The sequence below is a fragment of the Dinoroseobacter sp. S124A genome (assembly GCF_049801015.1).
Lineage (GTDB): Bacteria > Pseudomonadota > Alphaproteobacteria > Rhodobacterales > Rhodobacteraceae > Dinoroseobacter.
Genome location: NZ_JBNAGD010000007.1, coordinates 156,538 through 181,650, shown reverse-complemented (window position 1 = coordinate 181,650; position 25,113 = coordinate 156,538). Strand labels below are relative to the sequence as shown.

The following is a 25,113-nucleotide window of genomic DNA, read 5'->3' as shown; positions in this document are numbered from 1 at the left end:
TCTCTCGCTGGCAACCCTGAGGTGAAAACCTAACTCTGAAACAAGACAAAAAGACCAGGCATATGAACCCCCGAGGAGGTCCCCGATGGACACCCTGATCCTGTCGCGCATCCAGTTCGGCGCGAATATCTCGTTTCACATTCTGTTTCCCACCATCACCATCGCGCTTGGCTGGGTGCTGCTGTTCTTCAAGCTGCGCTTTCAGGCCACGCAGGACGGCAAATGGATGGAAGCCTACCGCTTCTGGGTGAAAGTCTTCGCGCTGACCTTTGCTATGGGCGTCGTGTCGGGCATCACCATGTCCTTCCAATTCGGCACCAACTGGCCGGGTTTCATGGAAAGCGTCGGCAATATCGCGGGGCCACTCCTGGCCTATGAGGTGATGACCGCCTTCTTCCTCGAGGCGGTGTTCCTCGGCATCATGCTCTTCGGTGTCAGCCGCGTGCCGCCCTGGCTGCATACGCTGGCCACCTTCCTCGTGGCCTTCGGCACCACCATGTCGGCCTTCTGGATCCTTGTCCTGAACAGCTGGATGCACACGCCCGCCGGGTACGAGATCCGCGATGGGGTGGTGCATGCCACGAACTGGCTCGAGATCATCTTCAACCCGTCGCTGCCCTACCGGTTCTTCCATGTGCTGCTGGCCTCGGGCCTGACCGCGTCCTTCCTGCTGGCCGGGCTGTCGGCCTTCCGCTGGCTGCGCGGAGACCGCTCGGGCGGCATGCGCGCCGCGATGAAGACCGGTGTGACGGTCGCCGCCTTCCTGATCCCGGTGCAGATCTTCGTGGGCGACCAGCACGGGCTGAACACGCTCGAGCATCAGCCCGCCAAGGTTGCCGCCATGGAGGGGCACTGGGACGGCGACAAGAGCCCGGTGCCGCTGGTGCTCTTTGCCCTGCCAAATGAAGACACGCGCGAGAACGACTTCGAGATCGCGATCCCCTATGTGGGCTCGCTGATCCTGACCCACAGCCTCGATGGCAAGATCCCCGGCCTGAACGACTTCGTCACCGAAGACGGCGAGGTGCTGCACCCGCCGGTGGCCAAGGTCTTCTGGTCCTTCCGGATCATGGTCGCCACCGGCATGGCGATGCTGCTGATGAGCTGGGCGGCCATGTGGTTCATGCGCAAGGGCCGCGGGATGGAGGGTCTGCCGAAACCGATGTTCTATGGCTTCGTCGCCATGGGCTTTTCCGGCTGGATCGCCACGCTGGCGGGTTGGTACACGACCGAGATCGGGCGTCAGCCCTGGCTGGTGGACGGGGTGCTCAAGACCGCTGATGCGGTGGCGGATGTGCCCGCGGGCATGGTGCTCGGCACGCTGATCGCCTATCTCGCGGTCTATGCGGCGCTGATCGTCTGCTATGTCAGCGTGCTGACCTATCTCGCCGCCAAGGCCGCCAAGGGCGAGCCCACCCGCATCTTCGACACGCCGCGCTCCGGCGAGGCCGAAGTGCGCATCATCAACCCGGCGGAGTAGACCCATGTCCGAGATATTCGCCGACCAGACCCAATGGCTCCCCCTGGTCTTTGCGGCCCTGATGGGCCTGTCGATCCTCATCTATGTGGTGCTCGACGGGTTCGACCTGGGCGTGGGGGTGCTCTTTCCCTTTGCCGAGGATGCCGAAAAGGACCGCATGGTCGCCTCGATCGGCCCCTTCTGGGATGCCAACGAGACCTGGCTGGTGCTGGCCATCGGCATCCTTCTGGTGGCCTTCCCCTCGGCCCATGGGGCGATCCTGACGGCGCTCTACTTGCCTGTGGCGATCATGCTGGTGGGGCTGATCCTGCGCGGCGTCTCCTTCGAGTTCCGCGCCAAGGCCCCGGCCAAACAGAAACCCGCCTGGAACATGGCCTTCTTCATCGGCTCGATGATGACCTCGCTCAGCCAGGGGTTCATGCTGGGGCTTTATATCATGGGCCTGCAATGGACGATCCTGACAGTGGGCTTTGCCCTGCTGACGGCGGTGTTCCTCACCGTGGCCTATTCCTTCATCGGCGCCACATGGCTCGTGCTGAAGACCGAAGGCGCGTTGCAGAAGAAAGCCGTCGCCTGGTCGCGCGGCGGGATCTGGGGGCTGGTGCTGGGGCTTGGGGCGGTCTCGCTCGCCTCGCCGCTGGTGAGCCCGCGGATCTTCGACAAATGGTTCTCCTTTCCCGAGATCGTGCTGCTTGCCCCCCTGCCCTTGATGTTCTGCCTGCTGATCGGGCTCCTCTTCGTGGGGCTCAAGCGCCTGCCGACCGCCGATGACAGCTTTGCATGGTTCCCCTTCGCGGCGACCATCGTGCTGTTCATCCTCGCCTTCTTCGGGCTCGCCTACTCGTTCTACCCTTACGTGGTGCCCGAGCAGCTCACGATCTACGAGGCGGCAAGCGCGCCCGAGAGCCTGCTGATCATCCTCTTCGGGACGATCTTCGTGCTTCCGGCGATCCTCGGCTACACGGTGCTGAGCTACGTGATCTTCCGCGGCAAGGCCCGCGCGCTGAGCTACGACTGACCACCGGGCGGCGGCCCCGCCGGGTCGCCGTCAACGCACTCTAGCGGGAAGGCGTCTGTGCTGCGGGGAGGATGCCCCCCCCCGGCCAGCCCGACACACCCGAGGCTCGTGGGACGCCGCGCATCGGCGCGCCCGCGATAGCCGGGCCTTCACCAACCGGCGGATCACACCGTCCTGTGCGCTACATCATCGCCGCAGGCGAGAGCGCGGTGAAGACGCGGATATAGTCGCCGGGCGAAGAGCCCGCCCAATAGACCCAGAGCCGCGCGGGGTTGTCCTCGTCGATCCAGACGTAATCGCCCTGCTCCAGCCCGCGCAGATCGGTGCTGATATAGTTGACCTGGGTATTGGCGAGGAAATCCGTCGCATCCATCGATGCCGGCAGCGCGGCCACCCCGAGGATCGGCGCATCGAACTCGACCCAGCCGTAATGCACACCGTTCACACTGTCGAAAAACACGTAATGGCTGGCCACGACCTCGCCTTCGGGGATCACCCCGTCGATCCCGCCCACATCCACGGCGATCGGAGCCATCAGGCGGATATTCTGATCCTCATCGAAGGCATAGAGGTGATCCGTGTTGAAATTGTCCCGCCCCACATCGAAGGGCCTGTCGGTCTCGAGGATGACGAACTGCCCCTGCCCACTCTGGCGCAGGATCTGACCGTCGAGCACGGTCGCCAAGGCCGGGCCCGCCAGCCCGCCTGCGAGCGCTGAGGCCAGCGCGGCCTTCCATAGTCCCGATCCGATCATCCGCGCCCCTCTTTCCTGTTGCGCAACAGGCTAGGCGCGGGCCCGCCCCCGGGCCAGTCGCAGGCGCGCGCCTCGCAGAAACGTGACCGCCGGGCCTAGCGCAGTTTCGGGCGAAGCTGGCTGACCCGCTCTTCGCCGCCCCCCGCACGCAGGGCCACCGGACCGCCCAGCGGACGGGTCGCGCGGATCTCGATCTCGTAGGTCTCGGCGTAGTGGCGGGCGACTTCATCGACGGGCACCGAGAAGGGCGGGCCGTCGGTCTGGCTCTGGTCATAGGTCAGGGTGACCAGCAATTGCGGCGCGGCCCCGGTGACCTGCACCAAATGCCGGGCATAGCGCGGCCGGGTCTCGGGCGGCAGGGCGATCAGCGCCGCACGATCATAGATCGCCGCCACGGGGCCCAGCATCTCGGCGGTCAGGGCAAAGGCATCGCCCACGAACAGACGCAGACCCGGCGCCTCAAAACACTCGAGCGCCCCCAGCCGCGAAACCTGCGGCGCAAGGCCCAGCCGGTCGAATACCTCGGCGACGGCCATGCGGTTGAACTCCACCCCGGTCACGGCAAAGCCCCGGTCCCGCAGCCAGTCGAGATCGAGGCTCTTGCCACAGAGCGGCACGAAGACCGGCGCGCCCGGGGCCAGGGCCAGCGCGGCCCAGTGATCCGTCAGCAGCGCGTTGGCCTCGGGTTCGTGAAACCCGATCCGGTTCTCGCGCCACCTTTCCTCCCAGAATGCCTCGTCCATCCGCGCCTCATCTCCTCTGTTGCCCCCGAGTGCTGCCTTCCGGCGGGGGGCCGGGTCAAGAGGGCAGCCCGCGACATGGCGAGAAATCCGCGGGCGCGGTCTGCCTGCCCTTGCCAAACAAAGCGCGCTTCGATTGTCTGAACCCAGAGCGTGGAGGCAAGCGATATGGCACTCGAGATTTATCAATACCCCTATGGTCCCGGCGCGAATTACGGCGTGCTGCTGCATGATCCGTCCTCGGGTCAGACCGCGTCCGTGGATGCTGGCGAGGCCGCAGCCCTGATGACCGCGCTGGACAAGACCGGCTGGGGGCTGACCGAGATCTGGGTGACCCATCACCACCATGACCACACCGACGGGATCGAAGAGGTGAAGGCCGCCACGGGCTGCACCGTGATCGGCCCGAAGCCCGTGAGCCAGCCCATCGCAGGGGTGGACACCCGCTACGGCGATGGCGAGAGCTTCGAGTTCTCCGGGCACCGGGTCGAGGTGCTGCACACGCCGGGCCATACCACGGACATGATCAACTTCTACCTGCCCGTCGAGAGGGTGGTCTTCACCGGGGACACCCTGTTCGTGATGGGATGCGGGCGGCTCTTTGAGGGCGACGGGCCGATGATGCATACCAGCCTGCAGAAGCTGACCACCCTGCCGCCCGAGACGGTGATCTATTGCAGCCATGAATATACCGAGGCGAATGCCGGGTTTGCCCTGACCGTGGATCCCGACAACACCGCCCTGCGCGAGAAGGCCGCGACCGTGAAAGCCCTGCGGGCTCAGGGCAAGCCGACAGTGCCGACCACGTTGGCCGAGGAGCTGGCGACCAACCCCTTCCTGCGCGCCGCCGATCCCGCGATCCGGGCCCATCTGGGGATGGAAGGGGCAAGCGATGCCGAGGTATTCACCGAGATCCGCCGCCGCAAAGACAACGCCTGAGCACGGCCCGGTGGCGCCGTCCGTGCCGGACGGCGCGGACCCACATCACCCTTCACGACATGCAGGATGGTGATCCTGCGCTCGCCCGCTCTGCCCCGAGGATCCCGGCGCGGGATCCTCACCCCGCATGACCACGGTCAGGCGCATGATTGCGGAGGGGCGCTTGCCGGAGCTTCCCCGGCGCTGCAGATGCCCCAATGTCCACGTGACCCGCGTGCCCGCCCAAATGGCCTTAGGTCGGTGGCACAGGCCTTTGCCCTGCCCCGCCTGACACCTCTTGCAGGGCCACATGTCCGATGGCGCGCCGGTCAGCGTCACGCCCGCCCATTCAACACGCCGCCACCCGGATCACGGGCCCAACGCGGCCACGGCGGCACACTGAAAAGACAGGGGGATCATAGGTCTCCTCGTCGCCAGTCGACGCTCGGCGGGCGGAACGGGCCCGGGGCTCGCTCTCTCTGCTGCAGGAGGTGGTGGCGTGGGGGAGACTTGAACTCCCGACCTAACGATTATGAGTCGTTCGCTCTAACCAACTGAGCTACCACGCCATCGTGCGCGGCTGGGTATGACACCCGTGTGGGGGCGTCAAGAGCCTTTCGCGCGACTTCGCGACCTGACATGGCCGGGGCGACAGAAAGACCCGCTTCGCGCCCCGCCCGGGGTGCCGCGCCCCTGCCCGGGGTGCCTGTGGCGCGGGCTGCGCGCCGCCGCGCGTGAAATCCTGTGCGTGACGCTGCAATGCGGCAGAGGGCGTGCATACGCAGAAAACCGCGCAAAACAGCTTTGAGAACTGCGCACAAATTAGTCACACCGCGCAAAACGCGAGCAGATGCGCTCAATTCTTGCCGGTTGACGCGCTCTGGTGGCGCTGACAGCGCGATTCTCGGTTCTTCCGACGGGATGGCTGGTCGAAGTTGCCCCCGCGCTCAGTTGCGGTCAGCCGCTCAGGGCGCAGGAGGTGTGCGACGGCGTCGTTCCTGGCAGTTCTCTGCCGCCGCACAATGCAACAAAAAAACGCTGCGTATGGGCATGTATGCAGATCCTGGTCCGGTTTCAATCCATCGGGCCCGTACCTGCCCCCACGCAGTCATGGCTTTGGGAAACAAGCATATGACAAAATTTGGGAAATCCTTGCTGCTGGGCGGCGTCGCCACGGCCCTCATGTCCACCACGGCGCTGGCACAGGACGAGACAATCAAGGTCGGCATCCTGCACTCGCTCTCCGGGACGATGGCGATCTCCGAGACGACGCTCAAGGACGCCATGCTGATGCTCATCGAAGAGCAGAACAAGAAGGGCGGCGTGAACGGCAAGATGCTCGAGGCGGTCGTGGTCGACCCGGCTTCCGACTGGCCGCTCTTTGCCGAGAAGGCGCGCGAGCTGATCGAGGGCAATGGCGTGGACGTGGTGTTCGGCTGCTGGACCTCCGTGTCGCGCAAATCCGTGCTGCCGGTCTTCGAAGAGCTGAACTCCCTGCTGTTCTACCCGGTGCAGTACGAAGGTGAGGAAAGCCAGCGCAACGTGTTCTACACCGGTGCGGCCCCGAACCAGCAGGCGATCCCGGCGGTGGATTACCTGATGAACGAAGAAGGCGTGGAGCGTTGGGTCCTCGCGGGCACCGACTATGTCTATCCCCGCACCACCAACAAGATCCTCGAAGCCTATCTGCAGTCCAAAGGCGTCGCTGCCGAGGACATCATGATCAACTACACGCCCTTCGGTCACTCCGACTGGCAGACGATTGTGTCCGACATCGCCTCCTTCGGCGGCGCGGGCAAGAAAACCGCCGTGGTCTCGACCATCAATGGCGACGCCAACGTGCCGTTCTACAAGGAACTGGGCAACCAGGGCATCTCCGCCGAAGACATCCCCGTGGTGGCCTTCTCCGTGGGTGAGGAAGAGCTCGCCGGCCTCGACACCGAACCGCTCGTCGGTCACCTGGCGGCATGGAACTACTTCATGTCCGTGGACACGCCCGAGAATGACGCGTTCATCGATGCCTGGATCGATTTCATCGGCGACGAAGACCGCGTGACCAACGACCCGATGGAAGCCCATTACATCGGCTTCAACATGTGGGTCGAGGCCGTCGAGGCTGCGGGCACCACGGATCCGGATGCGGTCATCGACAGCATTGTCGGCGTCTCCGTGCCGAACCTGACCGGTGGTTATTCCACCATGCTGCCGAACCACCACATCACCAAGCCGGTGCTGGTGGGCGAGATCCAGGATGACGGTCAGTTCGACGTTGTGTGGGAAACCTCCGGCCTCGTGCGGGGCGATGCGTGGTCCGACCACCTGCCCGAGAGCGCGCCGCTGATCTCCAACTGGCTGCCGCCCATGTCCTGCGGCAACTTCAACACCGAAACCGGCGTCTGCGGCGGCGGCTCCTAAGCCCTGCCCCCTGTCGCGGCCCTTGCCGGGTCGCGACACCGCCTGACTGTCATGGCCCCCTGCTTCTGCGGCGGGGCCGTGATCTTCTCTGACCCCCGAGAGACACCATGACCCTTCTTCGCCTCTGCGTCGCGGCCCTGTTGACTTGTCTTGCCGCCCTGACCGCGCCCGCCGCGTCGGCTCAAACCTTCGAAGAGCTTGTGGCCAAGTTGCCCGATGGCAAGTTTCCCGAACGCGCAGCCGTGGTGACACAGCTGGGCGTGCTGGGGGATCCGCGCGCCGTGCCGGTGCTCGAGGTGCTGCTCGAGGGCAATCTGCATGTGCTGAAAGCCAATGACCGCGTGGTCGAAGTGCGCGAGGTCGCCGATGACGACGTGGCCTATGATGCGCTGACCGGCGAGGAATACGGGATCGTGCCCCGGCGCGGCTCGACAAAGATCCGGGTGAATAACGGGCTGCGCCGGGACATCCGTGCGGCCATCGGCACGCTCACCCTGCGCGCCCCGGATCCGGCCCTGCGCCTGGCGGCTGCCGAGGCGGCCTTCCGCGCCCCGAATGTGGACCAGCTGGAGCTGTTGCGCGCCGCTCGCAACGAAGAAAGCGACGAGGGTGTTGCCGAGGCGCTCGATTTTGCCATTGCCGCAACCGTGCTGGAGGGCGATCTGCCCGAAGCCGAGCAGGTTGCGGCCATCGAGGTGCTGCGCGAGATGGGCAATCAGGAGGCGCTCGGCGTTCTGACCCCGCTCCTGCAGGCCACGAACCCGACGCTCGCGGCGGCAGCGGCGGACGCGGTCAGGGCCATCGAGGACAACCAGCGCCTGTGGAACATGGCGCAGAATGTGTGGTTCGGCCTGTCCCTGGGCTCGGTCCTGCTGCTGGCGGCGATCGGGCTTGCGATCACCTTCGGCGTGATGGGCGTGATCAACATGGCCCATGGCGAGTTGGTGATGATCGGGGCCTATACGACGTTTTTCGTACAAGAGATCATCCGTTCCTCGTTCCCCGGGCTCTTTGACTGGTCGCTGCTGATCGCGGCCCCGCTGGCCTTTGTGATTGCGGGCGGCGTCGGCGTGGCGATCGAGCGCGGCTGCGTGCGGTTTCTTTATGGCCGCCCGCTGGAGACGCTGCTGGCGACTTGGGGGATCAGCCTGATCCTGCAACAGACCGTGCGCTCGATCTTCGGGCCGAACAACCGCGAGGTGGGCAATCCGAGCTGGATGTCCGGCGCGTTCGAGGTCGGGCAGATGACGATCACCTATAACCGGCTGTGGATTTTGCTCTTTGCGCTGGCGGTGTTTGCGATCCTGCTCTTCGTGCTGAAGAAGACGCCGATCGGGCTGCAGATGCGGGCCGTGACCCAGAACCGGGCGATGGCGGCGAATATGGGGATCCGGACCGGCTGGGTCGATGCGATGACCTTTGGTCTGGGCGCCGGGATTGCCGGGCTGGCGGGCGTGGCGCTCAGCCAGATCGACAACGTGTCGCCGAATCTCGGCCAGAGCTACATCGTGGACAGTTTCATGGTGGTCGTCTTCGGCGGGGCCGGGAATATCTGGGGCACGCTGGCCGGGGCGTTTTCGCTGGGCATCGCGAACAAGTTCCTGGAGCCCTATGCAGGGGCGGTGCTGGCCAAGATCCTGGTGCTCGTTTTCATCATCCTCTTCATCCAGAAGCGGCCGCGCGGGCTCTTCGCGGTGAAGGGCCGGGCGGTGGAGAATTGACGATGACCTTAACACATCGTGACCCCGCCGCGCGCCGATGCCCGACACTTGCCCGACACATGCCCGACGCAGGGCCGACGCAGGGCCGACCGGGTCGGACCCAGGGTGTTGAACCTCTCTGGCAGGGGGATTCGTGGCTCTCCCGCCTCCGGCTTTCGGACCGCTTCGCGGTCCCTCATCCGGCGTTGGGCCCAGCCGCGCGCGCATGCGCGCGCGGTGGTCTCGCCCGGACTCCCCAGGGCCTTTTGACGACCACCGCCTGGCCTGAGGCGCGTCCGCCGCGTGCGCCCGCACGCGGCCCGGCCCAACGGGAGGCGCTGCCCGGCAGGGCGGCAACGACGGGCGGGAGCCCCCTTTCCTCACTCACCCCCGGAGGCCTGCTATGAGCCGTCTCATCGACCGTCGCATGGGCATTTTCCTCGCCGGGCTCTTTGTCCTCACGGTCGCCATCCCCGCCGGCAACCTGTGGATGGAGGGCCAGCCAGTCCCGTCCTATGTCGTCAGCCTGCTCGGCAAGTATCTCTGCTACGCGCTTCTCGCCGTCGCGCTCGATCTGGTCTGGGGCTATACGGGCATCCTCTCCCTCGGCCATGGCGCTTTCTTTGCTCTGGGCGGCTATGCCATGGGCATGCACCTGATGCGTGAGATCGGAGACCGGGGCGTCTATGCCAATCCCGACCTGCCGGATTTCATGGTTTTTCTTAATTATCAGGAGCTTCCGTGGTTCTGGTACGGGTTTGATCAGTTCTGGTTCGCCTGCCTGATGGTCCTCCTGGTCCCCGGTGCTCTGGCGTTTGTCTTTGGCTGGTTCGCCTTCCGGTCCCGGGTCACGGGCGTGTATCTGTCAATCATCACTCAGGCCATGACCTATGCTTTGATGCTCGCCTTCTTCCGCAACGAGATGGGGTTCGGCGGCAATAACGGCCTGACGGATTTCAAGGACGTCCTCGGCTTCGACCTGCAATCGGACAGCACTCGGGCCGCCCTCTTCGCGCTCTCGGCGCTGGCCCTGACCGCTGGCCTGCTGATCTCCAAGGCGATCACCACCTCCAAGCTCGGCCAGATCCTCGTCTGCGTCCGGGACGCCGAGAGCCGCACGCGCTTTCTCGGCTACCGGGTCGAGAGCTACAAGCTCTTCGTCTGGACCGTCTCGGCCATGATGGCAGGCGTGGCAGGCGCGCTCTATACGCCCCAGGTTGGCATCATCAACCCGGGCGAGTTCAGCCCCGCGAACTCCATCGAGATCGTGATCTGGGTCGCCCTGGGCGGGCGCGGCACCTTGGTGGGCGCGGCCATCGGCGCGATCCTCGTGGCCCTGTCCAAAACCCTGCTCACGGGCTGGTTCCCCGAGATCTGGCTCTTCGCCCTCGGCGCGCTCTTCATCTTCGTGACGATCTTCATGCCCAAGGGCGTGCTGGGCGTGGTGGAAAACGCCCTGCAGCGAAAACCCAAACCGGGCGCGTCCCCTGAGGAGGCAAAGGCATGAGCATCCAGCTGTCCCTGAACGGCGTGAACCGCAGCTTTGACGGGTTCAAGGCGATCAACGACCTCAGCCTCCATGTGGAAAAGGGTGAGATGCGCGCGATCATCGGCCCCAATGGCGCCGGGAAGACCACGATGATGGACATCATCACCGGCAAGACCCGCCCCGATGAGGGCGAAGTCCTGTGGAACCAGACCGTGGATCTGACCAAGACCGACGAGGCCGACAGCGCCCGCCTCGGCATCGGACGGAAGTTCCAGAAACCCACGGTATTCGAGACCCATACGGTGGCGGACAATATCGCGCTGAGCCTCAAGGCGGACCGCTCGGTCTGGACCACGCTGTTCAACCGCCGGACCGCGGCAGAAGAGACGAAAATCACCGAGCTTCTGGAACTGGTCAAACTTGACGGCGACCGGGACCGGCTGGCCGCAGATCTCAGCCACGGGCAAAAGCAATGGCTGGAGATCGGAATGCTGCTCGCCCAGGATCCGGAGCTTTTGCTGGTGGATGAACCCGCCGCCGGCATGACCGATGCCGAAACCATGCGCACGGCGGAACTGCTGCGGGGCATTGCCGGGCAGCACACGGTGATCGTGGTCGAGCATGACATGGATTTCGTGCGCGCCCTCGACTGCCGCGTCACCGTCCTGCATCAGGGCCATGTGCTGGCCGAGGGATCGCTGGACCATGTCTCGGCGAACCCACAAGTCATCGAAGTCTATCTGGGGCGCTGAGATGCTGACGATCGAAAACATCGACCTCCACTACGGCGCCGCCCAGGCGCTGCGCGGCGTCTCGCTCACGGCGGAAACCGGCAAGGTCACCACCGTGCTGGGGCGCAATGGTGTGGGCAAAACGACCCTTCTGCGGGCCATCACCGGGCGCCAGCCGATCTCGGCGGGCCGCATGGACTGGGAAGGCGCCGACCTGTCGCGCCTGCGCGCTGACAGCCGCGCCCGGGCCGGGATCGCCTCGGTGCCGCAAGGGCGCGAGATCTTCCCCCTGCTCACTGTGCAGGAGAACCTCGAGACCGGCTTCGGCGCCCTGCCCCGCAGCCTGCGCCATGTGCCGGACGAGGTTTTCACCCTATTCCCGGTGCTCAAGGACATGCTCGGACGCCGCGGCGGCGATCTTTCGGGCGGCCAGCAGCAGCAGCTCGCCATCGGACGCGCCCTCGTGATGCGCCCCCGCCTTCTGGTACTGGATGAACCCACCGAAGGCATCCAGCCCTCCATCATCCAGGATATCGGGCGCGCCATCAGCTTCCTGCGCGACAGGGGCGACATGGCCATCCTGCTGGTGGAACAGTATTTCGACTTCGCCCGCGATCTCTGCGACAGCTTCGCGGTGATGGATCGCGGCCAGATCATCAAGTCCGGCACCCGCGCCGAGATGGATGAAACCGAACTGCGCGGACTTCTGACCGTCTGACACGCCCCTTTCATTGTTCCTGAAATACTCCAGGGGTCCGGGGACAGCGCCCCCGGGGTGTGAAGCTGCGCGCGCCCGTCAGCCGCGCATGGGTGTCACGGACAGACGCCTCCGGCGGGAGTATTTTGGGAACAATGAGGCCAGGCGCGCGCCGGAAGGTGACTTGCGCCGCTTCCCTGCGCGGGTCATCCTCGCGCCAGAACGGAGCCTCAGATGACCATCACCACCTGCATTTTCGACGCCTATGGCACCCTGTTTGATGTCAGCGCCGCAGCCCGCGAGGCCGCCGCAGAACCGGGGCGCGAGGCCTTTGCCGACAAATGGCCCGAGATCGCGCAGAACTGGCGGCTCAAACAGCTACAATACACCTGGCTGCGCGCGATCACCGGGCATCATTGCGATTTTTGGCAGGTAACGCAGGACGGGCTCGACTGGGCGCTCGAAGCCTCGGATCAGGCCGACCCGGACCTGCGCGCGCGGCTCTTGCAGCTCTACTGGGAGCTGTCGGCCTATCCGGAGGTGCCCGCCATGCTGCAAGCCCTCAAGGATCAGGGTCTTGCCACGGGGATCCTGTCCAACGGCTCGCCGGACATGCTGGCGGGTGCTGTGAACAGTGCCGGTCTCGGCCCGCTTCTCGACGATGTGCTCAGCGTCGAGTCGGTGTCGATCTTCAAGCCCGCCGCACTGGTCTACGACCTTGTGGGCGCCCGGTTCAACTGCGCCCCGGAGGAGGTTCTGTTTGTCTCGTCCAATGGCTGGGATGCCGCTTCGGCGGCCGCTTACGGCTTCCGCACAGCCTGGGCCAACCGTGCCTCCGAGCCGGTCGACCGGCTGCCCGCCACCCCGGACCGGGTCCTCGCGGATCTGCGTCCCCTCCCCGTCCTTGTGAAAGAGTTCTGATGCCCCAGATCACCGCCCCCGATGGCACCCGCCTGTTCTACAGCGATGAAGGCACGGGTGTGCCGCTTTTGTGCCTGTCGGGCCTGACGCGGACCACCCGCGATTTCGATTACGCCATGCCTCATCTCACGGGCTGCCGGGTGATCCGGATGGATTATCGGGGCCGCGGACAAAGCGACTGGGCCGATCACGCCAGCTACACCTTGCAGCAGGAGGGGACCGACGCGCTGCAACTGCTGGATCATCTCGGCATCGACAAGGCCGCGATCCTCGGGACCTCGCGCGGCGGGCTGATCGCCATGGGGCTTGCGGCGGTGGTCAAGGACCGGCTCCTGGGCGTGTGCCTGAACGATATCGGGCCCGAACTCGACCCCAAGGGGATCGACGTGATCAAGGGCTATCTGGGACATAACCCCTCCTTCAAAACCCATGCGGAAATGGCCGCCGAACTGCCCAAGCTGATGCGCGGCTTTGCCAATGTGCCCGCCAGCCGCTGGATGGAGGAAGTGACCAAGCATTATACCGAGACCGAGCGTGGGCTGCAGATCACCTATGATCCGAAGCTGCGCGACGCGGTGCTGGAATCCGGCGCGACCCCGGCCCCTGATCTCTGGCCGTTTTTCGATGCCTTCGAGGGGCTGCCTCTGGCGATCATTCGCGGGGCCAATTCCGATCTTCTGAGCGCCGAGACGGTGGCCGAGATGACGCGCCGCCGCCCGGACATGATCGTGGCCGAGGTGCCGGACCGGGCCCATATCCCCTATCTTGACGAGCCGGAAAGCATCGCTGCGCTGCGTGCTTTCATCTCAGCACTCGGCGCATGACCGCACCGGACCCCGGGATGATCCGCGCGGCTGCCGCGCGGCTTGCGGGCCATATCCGGCGCACGCCCCTGCTGCACGCGCCCGCGCTCGACGCAGTTGCCGGGCGCAGGGTCTGGGTGAAGGCCGAAGCGCTGCAGCATACGGGCTCTTTCAAGGCGCGGGGAGGCTGGGCGGCGGTGTCCGCCCTGACGGAGACCGGGCAGAGGCGCGGTGTGGTCGCCTATTCCAGCGGGAACCATGCCCAGGGGGTGGCGCGCGCCGCCAAGGCCTTTGGCGTGCCTGCGCTGATCATCATGCCCCGCGACGCCCCCGCGATCAAAGCGGAGACGACCCGGGCGATGGGGGCGGAGCTGGTCTTTTACGATCGCGCCACGGAAAACCGGGAGGAGATCGGCGCGGCGCTCATGGAGGCGCGCGGTCTGACCCTGATCCCGCCCTATGACCATCCGCAGGTGATGGCCGGTCAGGCCACAACCGGGCTGGAGATTGCCGAACAGGCGGCCGAGGTCGGGATCCACACAGCAGATGTGCTGGTCTGTTGCGGGGGCGGCGGTCTCAGTGCCGGCACGGCGCTGGCACTGGCGGACACCGCGCCGGATCTGCGGGTGCGCACCGTGGAGCCGGAGGGGTTCGACGACATGGCCCGCTCCCTCGCGGCGGGGACGCGGGTGACCAATACGCAGCGCAGCGGTTCGATCTGCGATGCGATCCTGACACCGACCCCGGGGCAGCTGACCTTTCCCGTCCTGCAGGCGCGGGCCGGGCCCGGGCTGGTGGTCAGCGAAGATGACGCGCTGCGGGCCATGGCCCTGGCCGCGCAGCATCTGAAACTGGTGTTGGAGCCCGGCGGCGCCGTGGCCCTGGCCGCCGCGCTGTTCCAGCCCGGGGCGTGCGCAGGTCCGGATGTGATCGCCATCGCCACGGGCGGAAATGTCGAACCCGGGATGCTGGCCCGCGCCTTGGCACGCGGGCCTGGGCACAGCCCAGCGCCCACCGAGTCCTGAGATGCCGCGTCAGGCGGCCTCGACCCGCGCGGCGAGCCCGTTCACCAGATAGGCGAGCGACGCGCGCTTGCCCCGGGGCACCCGGCTGGAGATCAGGAAGGCCACGCTGGCGCTGTCACAGGCAATCGACCGTTCGACCAGACGCAGCAGCCATGTCTCGTCAAAGGTGATGCTGCCCGCCTCGGGCCCATGCCATTCGGGTGCGCGTTCCAGCGCCTGCCCCAGCGTGCGCGCCACCGCATCGGCGAAATCATAGGCCGAGGCCTCTTCCCGGAGGGACAGGACGGCACAGGCCTTGAAGAGATCAAGTCGCGCGGCACTGCGCGATGCATCCGCGCGCTGGCGGATCAAGGTGAGGACGTGCTGTGTCTGATCGTCGTTTGGGACGTCTCGCAACGCCTCTGCCGGTAGATACGTCATGTCAGGCCTCAAAATACTCGCGGCACGGAAAACTTGGTAAACCTAGTCTGACAGAGATTGAGATTTCCCAAAGAGACCGCTCGCCGCAGCGCAGCGATCCGTCGCATGCTGTGGCGAAAACCGGCCAGAATCCGTCAGACTTGCACAGTAAGCCAGCTAAAGAAGTCCTTGGGTGCGCGCGCGCGCAATCTCTCGGCGACCTCAGTGCCCATTTTCGCGGCATCCTCAATTGGTGCGGTTTCCGCATCGATCAGAACATCCGAGCCGTCGGGGCGCAGAATCTCCGCCCGCAGATGGACGGTGCCGTCCTTCAGCTCCGCCAGCCCCGCGATGGGTGTTTCGCAGGACCCGTCCAGCGCCGCGAGATAGGCGCGCTCGCAGGCCAGTCGCTGCCCCGAGGGGCCGTCGTGAATTGCCGCCAACATCTCGGCGGCGCGCATATCGTCGGCGCGGCGCTCGATCCCGATGCAGCCCTGGGCGACCGCGGGCAGCATGTCCTCGGGCGAGATCGCCGTGCGCGGCACCTCGTCCATGCCCAGACGGTTGAGCCCGGCCATGGCGAGGAAAGTCGCCTCGGCCACCCCGTCGCCAAGCTTCTTCATCCGGGTCTGCACATTGCCGCGAAACTCGACCAGTTTCAGGTCGGGACGCCGATGGGCAAGCTGCGCCCGGCGCCGCAGGGAGCTCGACCCCACCACCGCGCCCTCGGGCAGATCCGCAAGCGTGCCCCCATCCAGGGTCACAAAGGCATCGCGCACATCCTCGCGCGGCAGATAGGTATCCAGAAGCAGGCCCGCGGGCTGCTCCACCGGCATGTCTTTCATGGAATGCACGGCGATATCGATCTTGCCGGACAGCATGTCCTCTTCGATTTCGCGGGTGAACAGGCCCTTGCCGCCGATCTCCTTCAGGGGGCGGTCAAGCACCCTGTCCCCGGTCGTCTTGATCACCACGATCTCGAACGCCGCCTCGGGCAGATCAAAGGCCGCCATGAGCCGCGACCGCGTCTCATGGGCCTGCGCCAAAGCCAGCGGAGAGCCACGTGTGCCGATTTTGAGAGGTGAAGCGGGGGACGGAAGTGTGATAGCCATAGGTCATTCTCTATATGTGTCAACTTGACTTGACAACCGATTACCGGTGTAACGTTGACAGCACGAGGGGGACTCGTCGTCCCACACACTAAGGAATGACCTCCATGACTGACAGAAAAAAACTTCTCCGCGCGCTGGACGGAGAGACGCAAAAGGTCCCACCCATCTGGATGATGCGGCAAGCCGGGCGGTATTTGCCCGAGTATCGCGCGACACGGGCCGAAGCGGGTGATTTTCTGTCCCTGTGCTACAACTCGGATCTGGCAGCCGAAGTCACGTTGCAGCCGATCCGGCGCTACGGGTTCGATGCGGCGATTCTCTTTGCCGATATCCTTCTGATTCCCGACGCGCTGGGAGCGGACCTGTGGTTTGTGACGGGCGAAGGACCGCGCCTGTCGACGATCACGGACATGGCCGGTTTCAACGCGTTGAAACCGGCGGACGCGATCCACGATCATCTGGCACCGATCTATGAAACCGTGCGGATCCTGTCGCGCGAGCTGCCGTCCGAGACCGCACTGATCGGCTTCGCCGGCGCGCCCTGGACTGTGGCGACCTACATGATCGCCGGGCGCGGCACCCCAGACCAGGGCCCCGCGCACAAGCTGATGGCCGAGGCGCCCGAGGTGTTCGACGCCCTGATGGACCGGCTGACCGAGGCGACCATTGCCTATCTGTCCATGCAGATCGAAGCGGGCGCCGAGACGGTCAAGATCTTTGACAGCTGGGCCGGATCGCTCAAGGGCGAAGCGTTTACCAAATACGCGCTGGAGCCCACCAAGAAGATCATCGCTGCGCTCAAGGCCAAGCACCCGAACGTGCCGATCATCGCCTTCCCGCGCGAGGCGGGGGACGGCTATATCGGCTTTGCCAAGGCGACCGGCGCCGATTGCGTGGCACTGGACAATTCCGTCTCCGCCGCCTGGGCGGCCGAGCATGTGCAGGTCGATGGCTGCGTGCAGGGCAACCTCGCCTCTTCGCATATGGTGACCGGGGGCCAGGCCCTGATCGACGAAACGCGCGAGATCGTGCAGGCCTTCTCGAAAGGGCCGCATATCTTCAACCTCGGGCACGGGATCACCCCGGATGCGGATCCCGAGAACGTGCAGCTCATGATCGACACGGTGCGCGCCCAGTAATCCCGGGCCCTGCCGCCAAGTTCGGCGGGGCACCCAAGACGCGGCGAGGTCCGCTGCCCCATGCGCCTGCTCATCACATTTGCGGCCCTGTTCGCGTCCGTGGCCCTGTTGCAGGTCTCTTCCGGGGCGGTGGGGCCGCTGGACGCGATTTCGGGCTCAGCACTGGGGTTCAGCACCGCCGAGATCGGCTTTCTCGGCTCGGCCCATTTCATCGGGTTTTTCTTCGGCTGCTGGAGCGCGCCGCGCATCCTCGGCTCGGTCGGGCACGCGCGGGCCTTTGCCGTGTTCACGGCAGCGGGGGCGATCGGGCTTCTGGCGCATATGATGCTGGTCCATCCCATCGCCTGGGCCGGGCTGCGGATTGCGACGGGAATGTGCATCGCGGGCTGCTACACAGTGGTGGAAAGCTGGCTGCAGGCGCGCCTGACCAACGAGACACGCGGGCGGGCCATGGGGCTTTATCGCTTCGTGGATCTGGGCGCGGCCCTGGTGGCGCAGCTAATGATCGGCGTGCTGCCGCCCGCAGCCTATCTGTCGTATAACCTGCTGGCGATCCTGTGCTGCGCGGCCCTCCTCCCGCTTGCCCTGACGCAGACCACCGCGCCCGAGGTCCCCAAGGCCCCGCGCCTGCGCCCGGGCCTCGCCTTCGCGCGCTCGCCCCTCGCCGCGGCGGCGGTGGTGGTGGCCGGTCTGACAGCCGCGGCCTTTCGCATGGTGGGACCGATCTATGGGCAGGAGGTCGGCCTGCGCCCCGACCAGATCGGGCTGTTCCTGGCCGCTTTCATTCTGGGCGGCGCATTGGCGCAATTCCCGGCCGGATGGCTCGCGGACCGGTTCGACCGCCGCTACGTGATGATCGGCTTCTCGCTCGCCGCGATCCTGAGCTGCGGTGTGACCATCTACACCCAGAGCAGCGGCACCCTCGCCGTATTCGGGGCCGCATTGTTCTTTGGCCTAACGACCTTCCCGATCTTCTCGGTGGCCGCCGCACACGCCCATGACTTCGCCGAAGACCACGAGCGGGTCGAACTGTCGGCGGCGCTGATGTTCTTCTTTGCCAGCGGAGCGATTGCGAGCCCGCTCGTCTCGTCCCTGCTGATCGATGCGTTCGGGCCCATGGCGCTCTTCGTGTTTCTGGCCATGGGGCATCTGATGCTGGTGGGGTTCAGCCTGGCGCGGATGCGGGTGCGCGCCGCCCCGACAGAGCGGACCGATTACGTCTATACGCCACGCACCAGCTTCACCATCGGGCGGCTCCTGGGCCGCAAGCGCTAGACCTCTGCGCGCGGCTGCGTTAGGCCATGCGGGCACTTCAGAAGGTCCCGCGCCATGGCTCGCATCCTCATCACCTCCGCGATTCCCTATATCAACGGGATCAAGCATCTGGGCAATCTCGTCGGCAGTCAGCTTCCGGCGGATCTCTATGCGCGCTACTGCCGCGCGCGGGGCAACGAGGTCATGTTCATCTGCGCCACCGATGAGCACGGCACCCCGGCCGAACTGGCTGCGGCCAAGGCCGGAAAACCCGTGGCCGAGTATTGCGCCGAGATGCATGCGGTGCAGTCGGATATCGCGGATCGCTTCGGTCTGAGCTTTGACCATTTCGGACGCTCTTCGTCCGAGCGGAACAAGGCCCTGACCCAGTATTTCGCCGGACAGCTCGCTGAGAATGGGCTGATCGAGGAAGTCGAGGAAAGCCAGGTCTATTCCCATGCGGATGGGCGGTTCCTGCCGGATCGCTATATCGAGGGCACCTGCCCCAATTGCGGCTATGACAAGGCCCGTGGGGATCAGTGCGAGAATTGCACCAAGCAGCTGGATCCGACGGACCTGATAGAGCCGCGCAGCGCGATCTCGGGCTCGACAGATCTCGAGGTGCGGGCGACCAAGCATCTCTACCTGCGCCAATCCGCGCTGAAGGATCAGCTGGATGCCTGGATCGACAGCAAGACCGACTGGCCCGTGCTGACTACGTCGATTGCCAAGAAATGGCTCCATGACGGCGACGGGTTGCAGGATCGGGGCATCACCCGGGATCTGGACTGGGGCGTGCCGGTCAAAAAGGGCACCGAGGATTGGCCGGGGATGGAGGGCAAGGTCTTCTATGTCTGGTTCGACGCCCCCATCGAATACATCGCGGGCACGGCGGAATGGGCCGATGCAAATGGTCTGGACGATGCTGCGTGGGAGCGGTGGTGGCGCACCGACAAGGGGGCCGAGGATGTCCGCTATGTCCAGTTCATGGGCAAGGATAACGTCCCCTTCCACACCCTGAGTTTCCCGGCCACGATCATGGGGTCCGGCGCGCCGTGGAAGCTGGTGGATTACATCAAGTCCTTCAACTACCTGACCTATGATGGTGGCCAGTTTTCGACGAGCCAGGGGCGCGGGGTCTTCATGGATCAGGCGCTGGAGATCCTGCCGGCGGATTACTGGCGCTGGTGGCTTCTGAGCCATGCGCCGGAGAACTCCGATGCGGAATTCACATGGGAGAATTTCCAGGCCTCGGTGAACAAGGATCTGGCCGATGTGCTGGGCAATTTCGCGAGCCGCGTGACGAAGTTCTGCCGGTCGAAATACGGCGAGGCGGTTCCGGGCGGCGGCGCCTATGGCCCCGCCGAGGACGCGCTGATCGCGGATCTGACAGAGAAGCTGCGCGCCTATGAACGGCATATGGATGCCATGGATGTGCGCAAGGCCGCGGCCGAGCTGCGGGGTATCTGGGTGGCCGGCAACGAGTACCTGCAGGCCGCCGCCCCCTGGACCGTGTTCAAGACCGATCCGGACGCGGCCGCCGCGATCATCCGGCTGGGCCTGAACCTCGTACGGTTCTACGCGGTGCTCTCGGCGCCCTTCATTCCCACGGCCAGTGCGGATCTGCTGCGTGCCATGCGCGCCGAGGATGCCCAGTGGCCCGAGGATGTGGCCGAAGCCCTTTCAGCGCTGCCGCCGGAGCATGCCTTTGACGTCCCCGAAGTGACCTTCGCCAAGATCACCGACAGCGACCGCGAGGACTGGGCCGAACGTTTTTCCGGAATTCGCAGCTGAACGCATTGCATTTGCAAATTGCAAAGCTACCTTCTTTGTCAGGGGAGTGCCTCTTTGGGATGGTCATACGTCTATCTCAAATGTAGGTTTGGACCTGATCTAGGGACTTGGCGCAATGCCTGAGACGACACTAAACGGCCTGCAGTCACATGTGATGAACCCCTTCTCGGAGTTCTTTGCCAAAGCACCGATGATGATGCATTCGGTGGATCGGGACGGTGTGATCGTCGCAATCAGCGCCTACTGGGCCTCGCGACTGGGTTATGACCCGACCGAGATGGTCGGCCGGGACCTGACAGATTTCATGACACCGCAATCGGCCAATCGGGTCCGCACCGAGTTCATTCCGACCCTGATCCGCACCTCGTCGGTCGAGCGCGTGAGCAATGTCTTTCTGCGCAAGGATGGCAGCCTGTTTCCCGTGCTGGTCTCCGCCGTGGCCCTGCGCGACAAGGACGGGTTGTTCGAACGCTCTCTCTCGATCGTGACGGCGGATGATGGCACGGACGGGCTGCACCAGGACCTGCAGAGCGCCCTGATGAAGGCCGAGGATGCCAGCCGCGCCAAGAGCCGGTTCCTCGCCGCCATGAGCCATGAGATCCGCACACCGATGAACGCGATCCTCGGCTTTGCGCAACTGCTCAAGCTGTCGGATCTGGACGCCAAGCGGCGCGGCCATGTGAATGCGATCATCTCGGCGGGCGGGCAGCTGATGAACCTGCTGACCGATCTGCTGGATCTCAGCCATATGGAAACTGGCCAGATGCGGGTCGAGACCCGGCCCACCCTTCTCCAGCCCATGCTCGATCAGGTGGCGGACTGGTGGTACAGTTCGGTCTCCGAAAAAGGCATCACGCTGAAGGTGCTGATCGACGAGGATCTGCCCGACTGCGTTCTGTCCGACAAGGTGCGCCTGCAACAGGTCCTCAACAATTTCCTCGCCAACGCCCTGCGCTACACGGATGAGGGCGCTATCACGCTCAAGGTCACGGAAGTCTCGCGCCGGGCCGGGATCTGCCGGATGCGCATGGAAGTCACCGATACCGGGATCGGCATCTCCGAAGAACAACAGGCCCTTCTCTTCCGTCCCTTCGTCCAGATCGAGAGCGATTTCGGCAAGGATCGGGGCGGCTGGGGGCTTGGCCTGTCGATCTGCCACAACATCGCCAGCGCCATGGGGGCCGAGATCGGTGTGACCTCTACCCCGGGCGCTGGTTCGACCTTTCATTTCGAGCTGAGCGCCCCGGTGGAAGAGAAAACCGCACGCTCCGCCCCGCCGATCCGCGCGGCGGACCTCGCCGCAACCTCCGAGAGCCTGAATGTCCTCATCGCCGAGGACAATGAGCTGAACCAGAAGGTGATGGAGGCGATGCTCCGCGATCTGGGACACAACCCGATCGTGGTGTCCAACGGGTTCGAGGCGGTGGAGGCGATCATCTCGGACAGCTTTGATCTGGTGCTGATGGACATCACCATGCCCGGGCTCGACGGGCTGGGCGCAACCGAGCAGATCCGGACCAGCGCCCCCGACAAGAGCGGCGTACCGATCATCGCCTGCTCGGCCCATGTGGGCGGCGATGTGCAGGCGCGTTACCGCAATGCCGGGATCGATGATTTCCTGCCCAAGCCGGTGGACCCGTTCGAGCTGCAATCGGCGATTGACCGGGCGGTGAAACGCTCCGGCCCCTCAGCCTGAGGCCTCGGATCACGCCGCGCGGAATGTCAGCGCCACACCGTTCAGGCAATGACGTTTGCCCGTCGGCTTCGGCCCATCGTTGAACACATGGCCCAGATGCCCGCCACAGCGGCGGCAATGCACCTCGGTGCGCACCCGCAAGAGCTTGCGGTCAGGCTTGGTGCCGATGGCATTGTCCAGCGGCTCCCAGAAGGACGGCCAGCCGGTGCCGCTGTCATACTTGGTGCGCGACGGATAAAGCGGCAGGTCGCAGCCAGCGCAATGATAGGTCCCGTCCCGCTTCTCGTCGTTCAGCGGGCTGGTGAAGGGGCGCTCGGTGCTTTCCTTGCGCAGGACCTTGAACTGCGCCGGGGTCAGGCGCTCGCGCCATTCCGCCTCGCTCATGGTGATCTCGAAAGTGCCCTCTGACGCAATCAGGGTCTGCGGCAGCACGGCCACGCTGGCCAGAAATCCGGTCGTGGCAGCAAGGAAGTGACGGCGGTTCATGGGGCATCCTTTCGATCGTGTGAGAGGTATATAAGCGCAGCGTCCGGTCCCTGTCCCGATTACGACAGGCGCGTCACGCGCTTGTGTGCGCCCGTGAGGGCTTGCCTCTGCCGCCCGGCTGGGCCATCCCGCGCCCATGGCCACTCCGCAAGACAGTTACACCACCGTGATCCTCGGCGCTGGCGCCGCGGGCATGATGTGCGCCGCCCATGCGGGTCCGGGCGTGCTCGTGCTCGATCACGCGGCGAACCCGGGGGAAAAGATCCGGATCTCGGGTGGCGGGCGCTGCAATTTCACGAACATGTATGCTGGCCCCGAGAATTTCATCTCGGCCAACCCGCATTTCGCGAAATCCGCGCTGAGCCGCTATACCCAGTGGGATTTCATCGATCTCGTGGCGCGGCACGGGATCCCGTATCATGAAAAGACCCTGGGCCAGCTCTTTTGCGATACATCCTCCAAGGACATCATCCGGCTGCTGCGCGACGAGATGGACCGGGCAGGCGCTGCTCTGTGGCTCAGGACCACACTCGACGAGGTCACCCATGATGGGGCGCGGTTCCGCCTGCGTGTGACGCGAGAGGGTCAGAGCCGGGAGGTGACCGCGCAGCATCTGGTCGTGGCCTGTGGCGGCAAGTCGATCCCCAAGATCGGGGCGAGCGATCAGGGCTACCGCCTCGCGCGGCAATTCGGCCATGCCCTGACCGAGACACGCCCCGCCCTCGTGCCCCTGACTTTTGGCGCCGAGGCTGCCTTTGCGGATCTGGCTGGCGTGGCGAGCCCCGCCCGCATCGCAGCGAATGGCACCAGTTTCGACGAAGCGCTCCTGTTCACCCATCGTGGGTTGTCGGGCCCGGCGATCCTGCAGGTTTCCTCCTATTGGCGCGAGGGTGACGGGATCACGGTGCAACTTTGTCCCGAGGTCCCGTTCTTCGAGGAATTGCGCACCCGGCGCAGCACGTCCGGACGTCGTGATCTGGCGACGGTCCTGACCGAGTGGCTGCCCAAGCGTCTCGCCCAGAGCATCGCCGCCCGGGTCGCCCCAGAGCTTGCCGGGCGCGGCAATCTCGCCGATCTCAGCGATGCGCATCTGCGGGCGGTGACGGACGCGCTGACGGAGTGGCATCTCAAGCCCACGGGGACCGAGGGCTACCGCAAGGCCGAGGTGACCCTGGGCGGGGTCGAGACCGACGGGCTGTCCTCCCGCAGTCTCGAAAGCCGCACCCAGCCCGGGCTCTACTTCATCGGCGAGGTCGTGGATGTGACCGGCTGGCTCGGCGGGTACAATTTTCAGTGGGCCTGGTCTTCGGGCTGGGCGGCGGGACAGGATATCGCGGCGAAAACCCGGGCGGGCTGAGCGGATCGGGCGAGAAAACCCCGCCCTGACAGGCTGGACCCCCCTTTCCCTCGGCGCGCCCTACGATATGTTGCGCAGAAATACCCCCCGGGTCTGGCCCGGGCGACTCAACAGATTCGGGGACACGAATGGCGGACGGCAGCTTGGATATTGGCAAACCCACGGAAGAGATCTCGGTCCGCGAAGTGTTTGGCATCGATACGGAGATGAAGGTGAAGGGGTTCGCCGATGGCTCGGACCGCGTTCCGGATATCGACAGCACCTACAAGTTCGACCCGGACACGACGCTGGCGATCCTCGCCGGGTTCTCTCACAATCGCCGCGTGATGATCCAGGGCTATCACGGGACAGGCAAGTCGACCCATATCGAACAGGTCGCGGCCCGGCTGAACTGGCCCTGCGTACGGGTCAATCTCGACAGCCATATCAGCCGGATCGACCTGATCGGCAAGGACGCGATCAAGCTCAAGGACGGGGTGCAGGTCACCGAGTTCCACGAGGGGATCCTGCCTTGGGCGCTGCGCAATCCGACTGCGATTGTGTTCGACGAATACGATGCGGGCCGCGCGGATGTGATGTTCGTGATCCAGCGGGTTCTGGAAGTGGACGGCAAGCTGACCCTGCTGGACCAGAACGAAGTGATCACGCCGAACCCGTATTTCCGGATCTTCGCGACCTCGAACACCGTGGGCCTGGGGGATACGACGGGCCTCTATCACGGCACGCAGCAGATCAACCAGGGCCAGATGGACCGCTGGAGCCTTGTTGCGACGCTCAACTATCTCAGCCATGACGCAGAGGCGGCGATCGTGCTGGCCAAGAACCCCCATTACAACACCGAGGCCGGGCGCAAGACCGTGGGCCATATGGTGACCGTGGCGGAACTGACCCGGACCGCCTTCATGAATGGTGATCTCTCGACAGTGATGAGCCCACGGACCGTGATCGCCTGGGCGCAGAATGCGGAGATCTTCCGCAATGTGGGCTATGCCTTCCGGCTGACCTTCCTCAACAAGTGCGACGAACTGGAACGGGAGACCGTGGCCGAGTTCTATCAGCGTTGCTTTGACGAGGAACTGCCCGAGAGCGCCGCGTCCAACGCGCTGGGGTAACGGCCCGGTGGCGCGCGCCGCCTGCGGGGCGCGGGGGCCCCCGCCGCGCCGCCGCATCGCCCCACAAACCCAC

General features: G+C 65.2%; 22 protein-coding genes and 1 tRNA gene. 17 read left to right on the top strand and 6 right to left on the bottom strand.

What is annotated here, in order from left to right; translation table 11 throughout:
• Positions 1-85 precede the first annotated feature (85 nt).
• Together ACP15I_RS17525 and ACP15I_RS17520 are read left to right on the top strand one after the other, a co-directional pair.
• Positions 86-1,480: a cytochrome ubiquinol oxidase subunit I gene (locus tag ACP15I_RS17525; RefSeq protein ID WP_424976071.1), complete on the top strand. Its 1,395-nt coding sequence runs from the start codon at positions 86-88 to the stop codon at positions 1,478-1,480.
• 4 nt (positions 1,481-1,484) lie between these two features.
• A complete protein-coding gene (locus tag ACP15I_RS17520) occupies positions 1,485-2,498 on the top strand; it encodes a cytochrome d ubiquinol oxidase subunit II (protein ID WP_424965600.1) in 1,014 nt (337 codons plus the stop codon).
• A gap of 181 nt (positions 2,499-2,679) precedes the next feature.
• Here the strand turns inward: ACP15I_RS17520 and ACP15I_RS17515 are convergent, their stop codons facing one another.
• Both ACP15I_RS17515 and tmpT read right to left on the bottom strand, forming a co-directional pair.
• The gene (locus ACP15I_RS17515) at positions 2,680-3,252 is read right to left on the bottom strand and encodes a hypothetical protein (RefSeq protein WP_424965599.1); all 573 of its coding nucleotides are present in this window, start codon (positions 3,250-3,252) and stop codon (positions 2,680-2,682) included.
• Between the two features lie 95 nt (positions 3,253-3,347).
• A complete protein-coding gene (gene tmpT / locus ACP15I_RS17510; protein ID WP_424965598.1) occupies positions 3,348-3,995 on the bottom strand; it encodes a thiopurine S-methyltransferase in 648 nt (215 codons plus the stop codon).
• Positions 3,996-4,160: 165 nt separating this feature from the next.
• On the opposite strand from tmpT, the gene gloB reads away from it, so the two are divergent.
• A complete protein-coding gene (gene gloB, locus ACP15I_RS17505; RefSeq protein WP_424965597.1) occupies positions 4,161-4,931 on the top strand; it encodes a hydroxyacylglutathione hydrolase in 771 nt (256 codons plus the stop codon).
• Positions 4,932-5,402: 471 nt separating this feature from the next.
• Here gloB and ACP15I_RS17500 read toward each other — a convergent pair.
• Positions 5,403-5,479: transfer RNA gene (locus ACP15I_RS17500), tRNA-Met, on the bottom strand.
• Between the two features lie 562 nt (positions 5,480-6,041).
• Between ACP15I_RS17500 and urtA the strand changes: the two genes are divergently transcribed.
• From urtA to ACP15I_RS17460, 8 genes are all read left to right on the top strand, one after another.
• On the top strand, positions 6,042-7,325 hold the full coding sequence (urtA, locus tag ACP15I_RS17495; RefSeq protein WP_424976070.1) for an urea ABC transporter substrate-binding protein: 1,284 nt from the start codon (positions 6,042-6,044) through the stop codon (positions 7,323-7,325).
• A gap of 107 nt (positions 7,326-7,432) precedes the next feature.
• On the top strand, positions 7,433-9,046 hold the full coding sequence (gene urtB / locus ACP15I_RS17490) for an urea ABC transporter permease subunit UrtB (protein ID WP_424976069.1): 1,614 nt from the start codon (positions 7,433-7,435) through the stop codon (positions 9,044-9,046).
• Between the two features lie 382 nt (positions 9,047-9,428).
• Positions 9,429-10,532 carry an urea ABC transporter permease subunit UrtC gene (gene urtC, locus ACP15I_RS17485; RefSeq protein ID WP_424976068.1) on the top strand — a complete coding sequence of 368 codons (1,104 nt, stop codon included), beginning with the start codon at positions 9,429-9,431 and terminating at the stop codon, positions 10,530-10,532.
• Positions 10,529-11,266: an urea ABC transporter ATP-binding protein UrtD gene (gene urtD, locus ACP15I_RS17480; RefSeq protein ID WP_424976067.1), complete on the top strand. Its 738-nt coding sequence runs from the start codon at positions 10,529-10,531 to the stop codon at positions 11,264-11,266. The genes urtC and urtD overlap by 4 nt, the downstream gene beginning before the upstream one ends.
• A 1-nt stretch (position 11,267) precedes the next feature.
• On the top strand, positions 11,268-11,963 hold the full coding sequence (gene urtE, locus ACP15I_RS17475; RefSeq protein ID WP_424976066.1) for an urea ABC transporter ATP-binding subunit UrtE: 696 nt from the start codon (positions 11,268-11,270) through the stop codon (positions 11,961-11,963).
• Between the two features lie 213 nt (positions 11,964-12,176).
• Positions 12,177-12,863 carry a haloacid dehalogenase type II gene (locus tag ACP15I_RS17470; protein WP_424976065.1) on the top strand — a complete coding sequence of 229 codons (687 nt, stop codon included), beginning with the start codon at positions 12,177-12,179 and terminating at the stop codon, positions 12,861-12,863.
• On the top strand, positions 12,863-13,687 hold the full coding sequence (locus tag ACP15I_RS17465; RefSeq protein WP_424976064.1) for an alpha/beta fold hydrolase: 825 nt from the start codon (positions 12,863-12,865) through the stop codon (positions 13,685-13,687). The genes ACP15I_RS17470 and ACP15I_RS17465 overlap by 1 nt, the downstream gene beginning before the upstream one ends.
• A complete protein-coding gene (locus ACP15I_RS17460; protein WP_424976063.1) occupies positions 13,684-14,691 on the top strand; it encodes a threonine ammonia-lyase in 1,008 nt (335 codons plus the stop codon). Before ACP15I_RS17465 ends, ACP15I_RS17460 begins: the two co-directional genes overlap by 4 nt.
• Positions 14,692-14,700: 9 nt before the next feature.
• On the opposite strand, the gene ACP15I_RS17455 is transcribed toward ACP15I_RS17460, so the two are convergent.
• Together ACP15I_RS17455 and hemC are read right to left on the bottom strand one after the other, a co-directional pair.
• Positions 14,701-15,111: a hypothetical protein gene (locus ACP15I_RS17455; protein WP_424976062.1), complete on the bottom strand. Its 411-nt coding sequence runs from the start codon at positions 15,109-15,111 to the stop codon at positions 14,701-14,703.
• A 134-nt stretch (positions 15,112-15,245) separates the two neighbouring features.
• A complete protein-coding gene (gene hemC, locus ACP15I_RS17450) occupies positions 15,246-16,202 on the bottom strand; it encodes a hydroxymethylbilane synthase (RefSeq protein ID WP_424976061.1) in 957 nt (318 codons plus the stop codon).
• A gap of 104 nt (positions 16,203-16,306) precedes the next feature.
• Here hemC and hemE point away from each other — a divergent pair, with 104 nt between their 5' ends.
• The 4 genes from hemE to ACP15I_RS17430 all read left to right on the top strand — a co-directional run bounded on the left by hemE (position 16,307) and on the right by ACP15I_RS17430 (position 22,085).
• A complete protein-coding gene (gene hemE, locus ACP15I_RS17445; RefSeq protein WP_424976060.1) occupies positions 16,307-17,341 on the top strand; it encodes a uroporphyrinogen decarboxylase in 1,035 nt (344 codons plus the stop codon).
• 60 nt (positions 17,342-17,401) lie between these two features.
• Positions 17,402-18,616, top strand: coding sequence for an MFS transporter (locus ACP15I_RS17440; protein ID WP_424976059.1), 1,215 nt, complete (start codon positions 17,402-17,404; stop codon positions 18,614-18,616).
• A 54-nt stretch (positions 18,617-18,670) separates the two neighbouring features.
• Positions 18,671-20,389: a methionine--tRNA ligase gene (gene metG / locus ACP15I_RS17435; protein ID WP_424976058.1), complete on the top strand. Its 1,719-nt coding sequence runs from the start codon at positions 18,671-18,673 to the stop codon at positions 20,387-20,389.
• Positions 20,390-20,543: 154 nt separating this feature from the next.
• Positions 20,544-22,085 carry an ATP-binding protein gene (locus ACP15I_RS17430; RefSeq protein WP_424976057.1) on the top strand — a complete coding sequence of 514 codons (1,542 nt, stop codon included), beginning with the start codon at positions 20,544-20,546 and terminating at the stop codon, positions 22,083-22,085.
• Positions 22,086-22,094: 9 nt separating this feature from the next.
• Here ACP15I_RS17430 and msrB read toward each other — a convergent pair whose 3' ends face one another.
• On the bottom strand, positions 22,095-22,571 hold the full coding sequence (gene msrB / locus ACP15I_RS17425; RefSeq protein WP_424976056.1) for a peptide-methionine (R)-S-oxide reductase MsrB: 477 nt from the start codon (positions 22,569-22,571) through the stop codon (positions 22,095-22,097).
• A 136-nt stretch (positions 22,572-22,707) separates the two neighbouring features.
• On the opposite strand from msrB, the gene ACP15I_RS17420 reads away from it, so the two are divergent.
• On the top strand, positions 22,708-23,928 hold the full coding sequence (locus ACP15I_RS17420) for an NAD(P)/FAD-dependent oxidoreductase (RefSeq protein ID WP_424976055.1): 1,221 nt from the start codon (positions 22,708-22,710) through the stop codon (positions 23,926-23,928).
• A 128-nt stretch (positions 23,929-24,056) separates the two neighbouring features.
• Positions 24,057-25,040 carry a cobaltochelatase subunit CobS gene (gene cobS, locus ACP15I_RS17415; protein ID WP_424965580.1) on the top strand — a complete coding sequence of 328 codons (984 nt, stop codon included), beginning with the start codon at positions 24,057-24,059 and terminating at the stop codon, positions 25,038-25,040.
• The last annotated feature ends 73 nt before the right edge of the window (positions 25,041-25,113 follow it).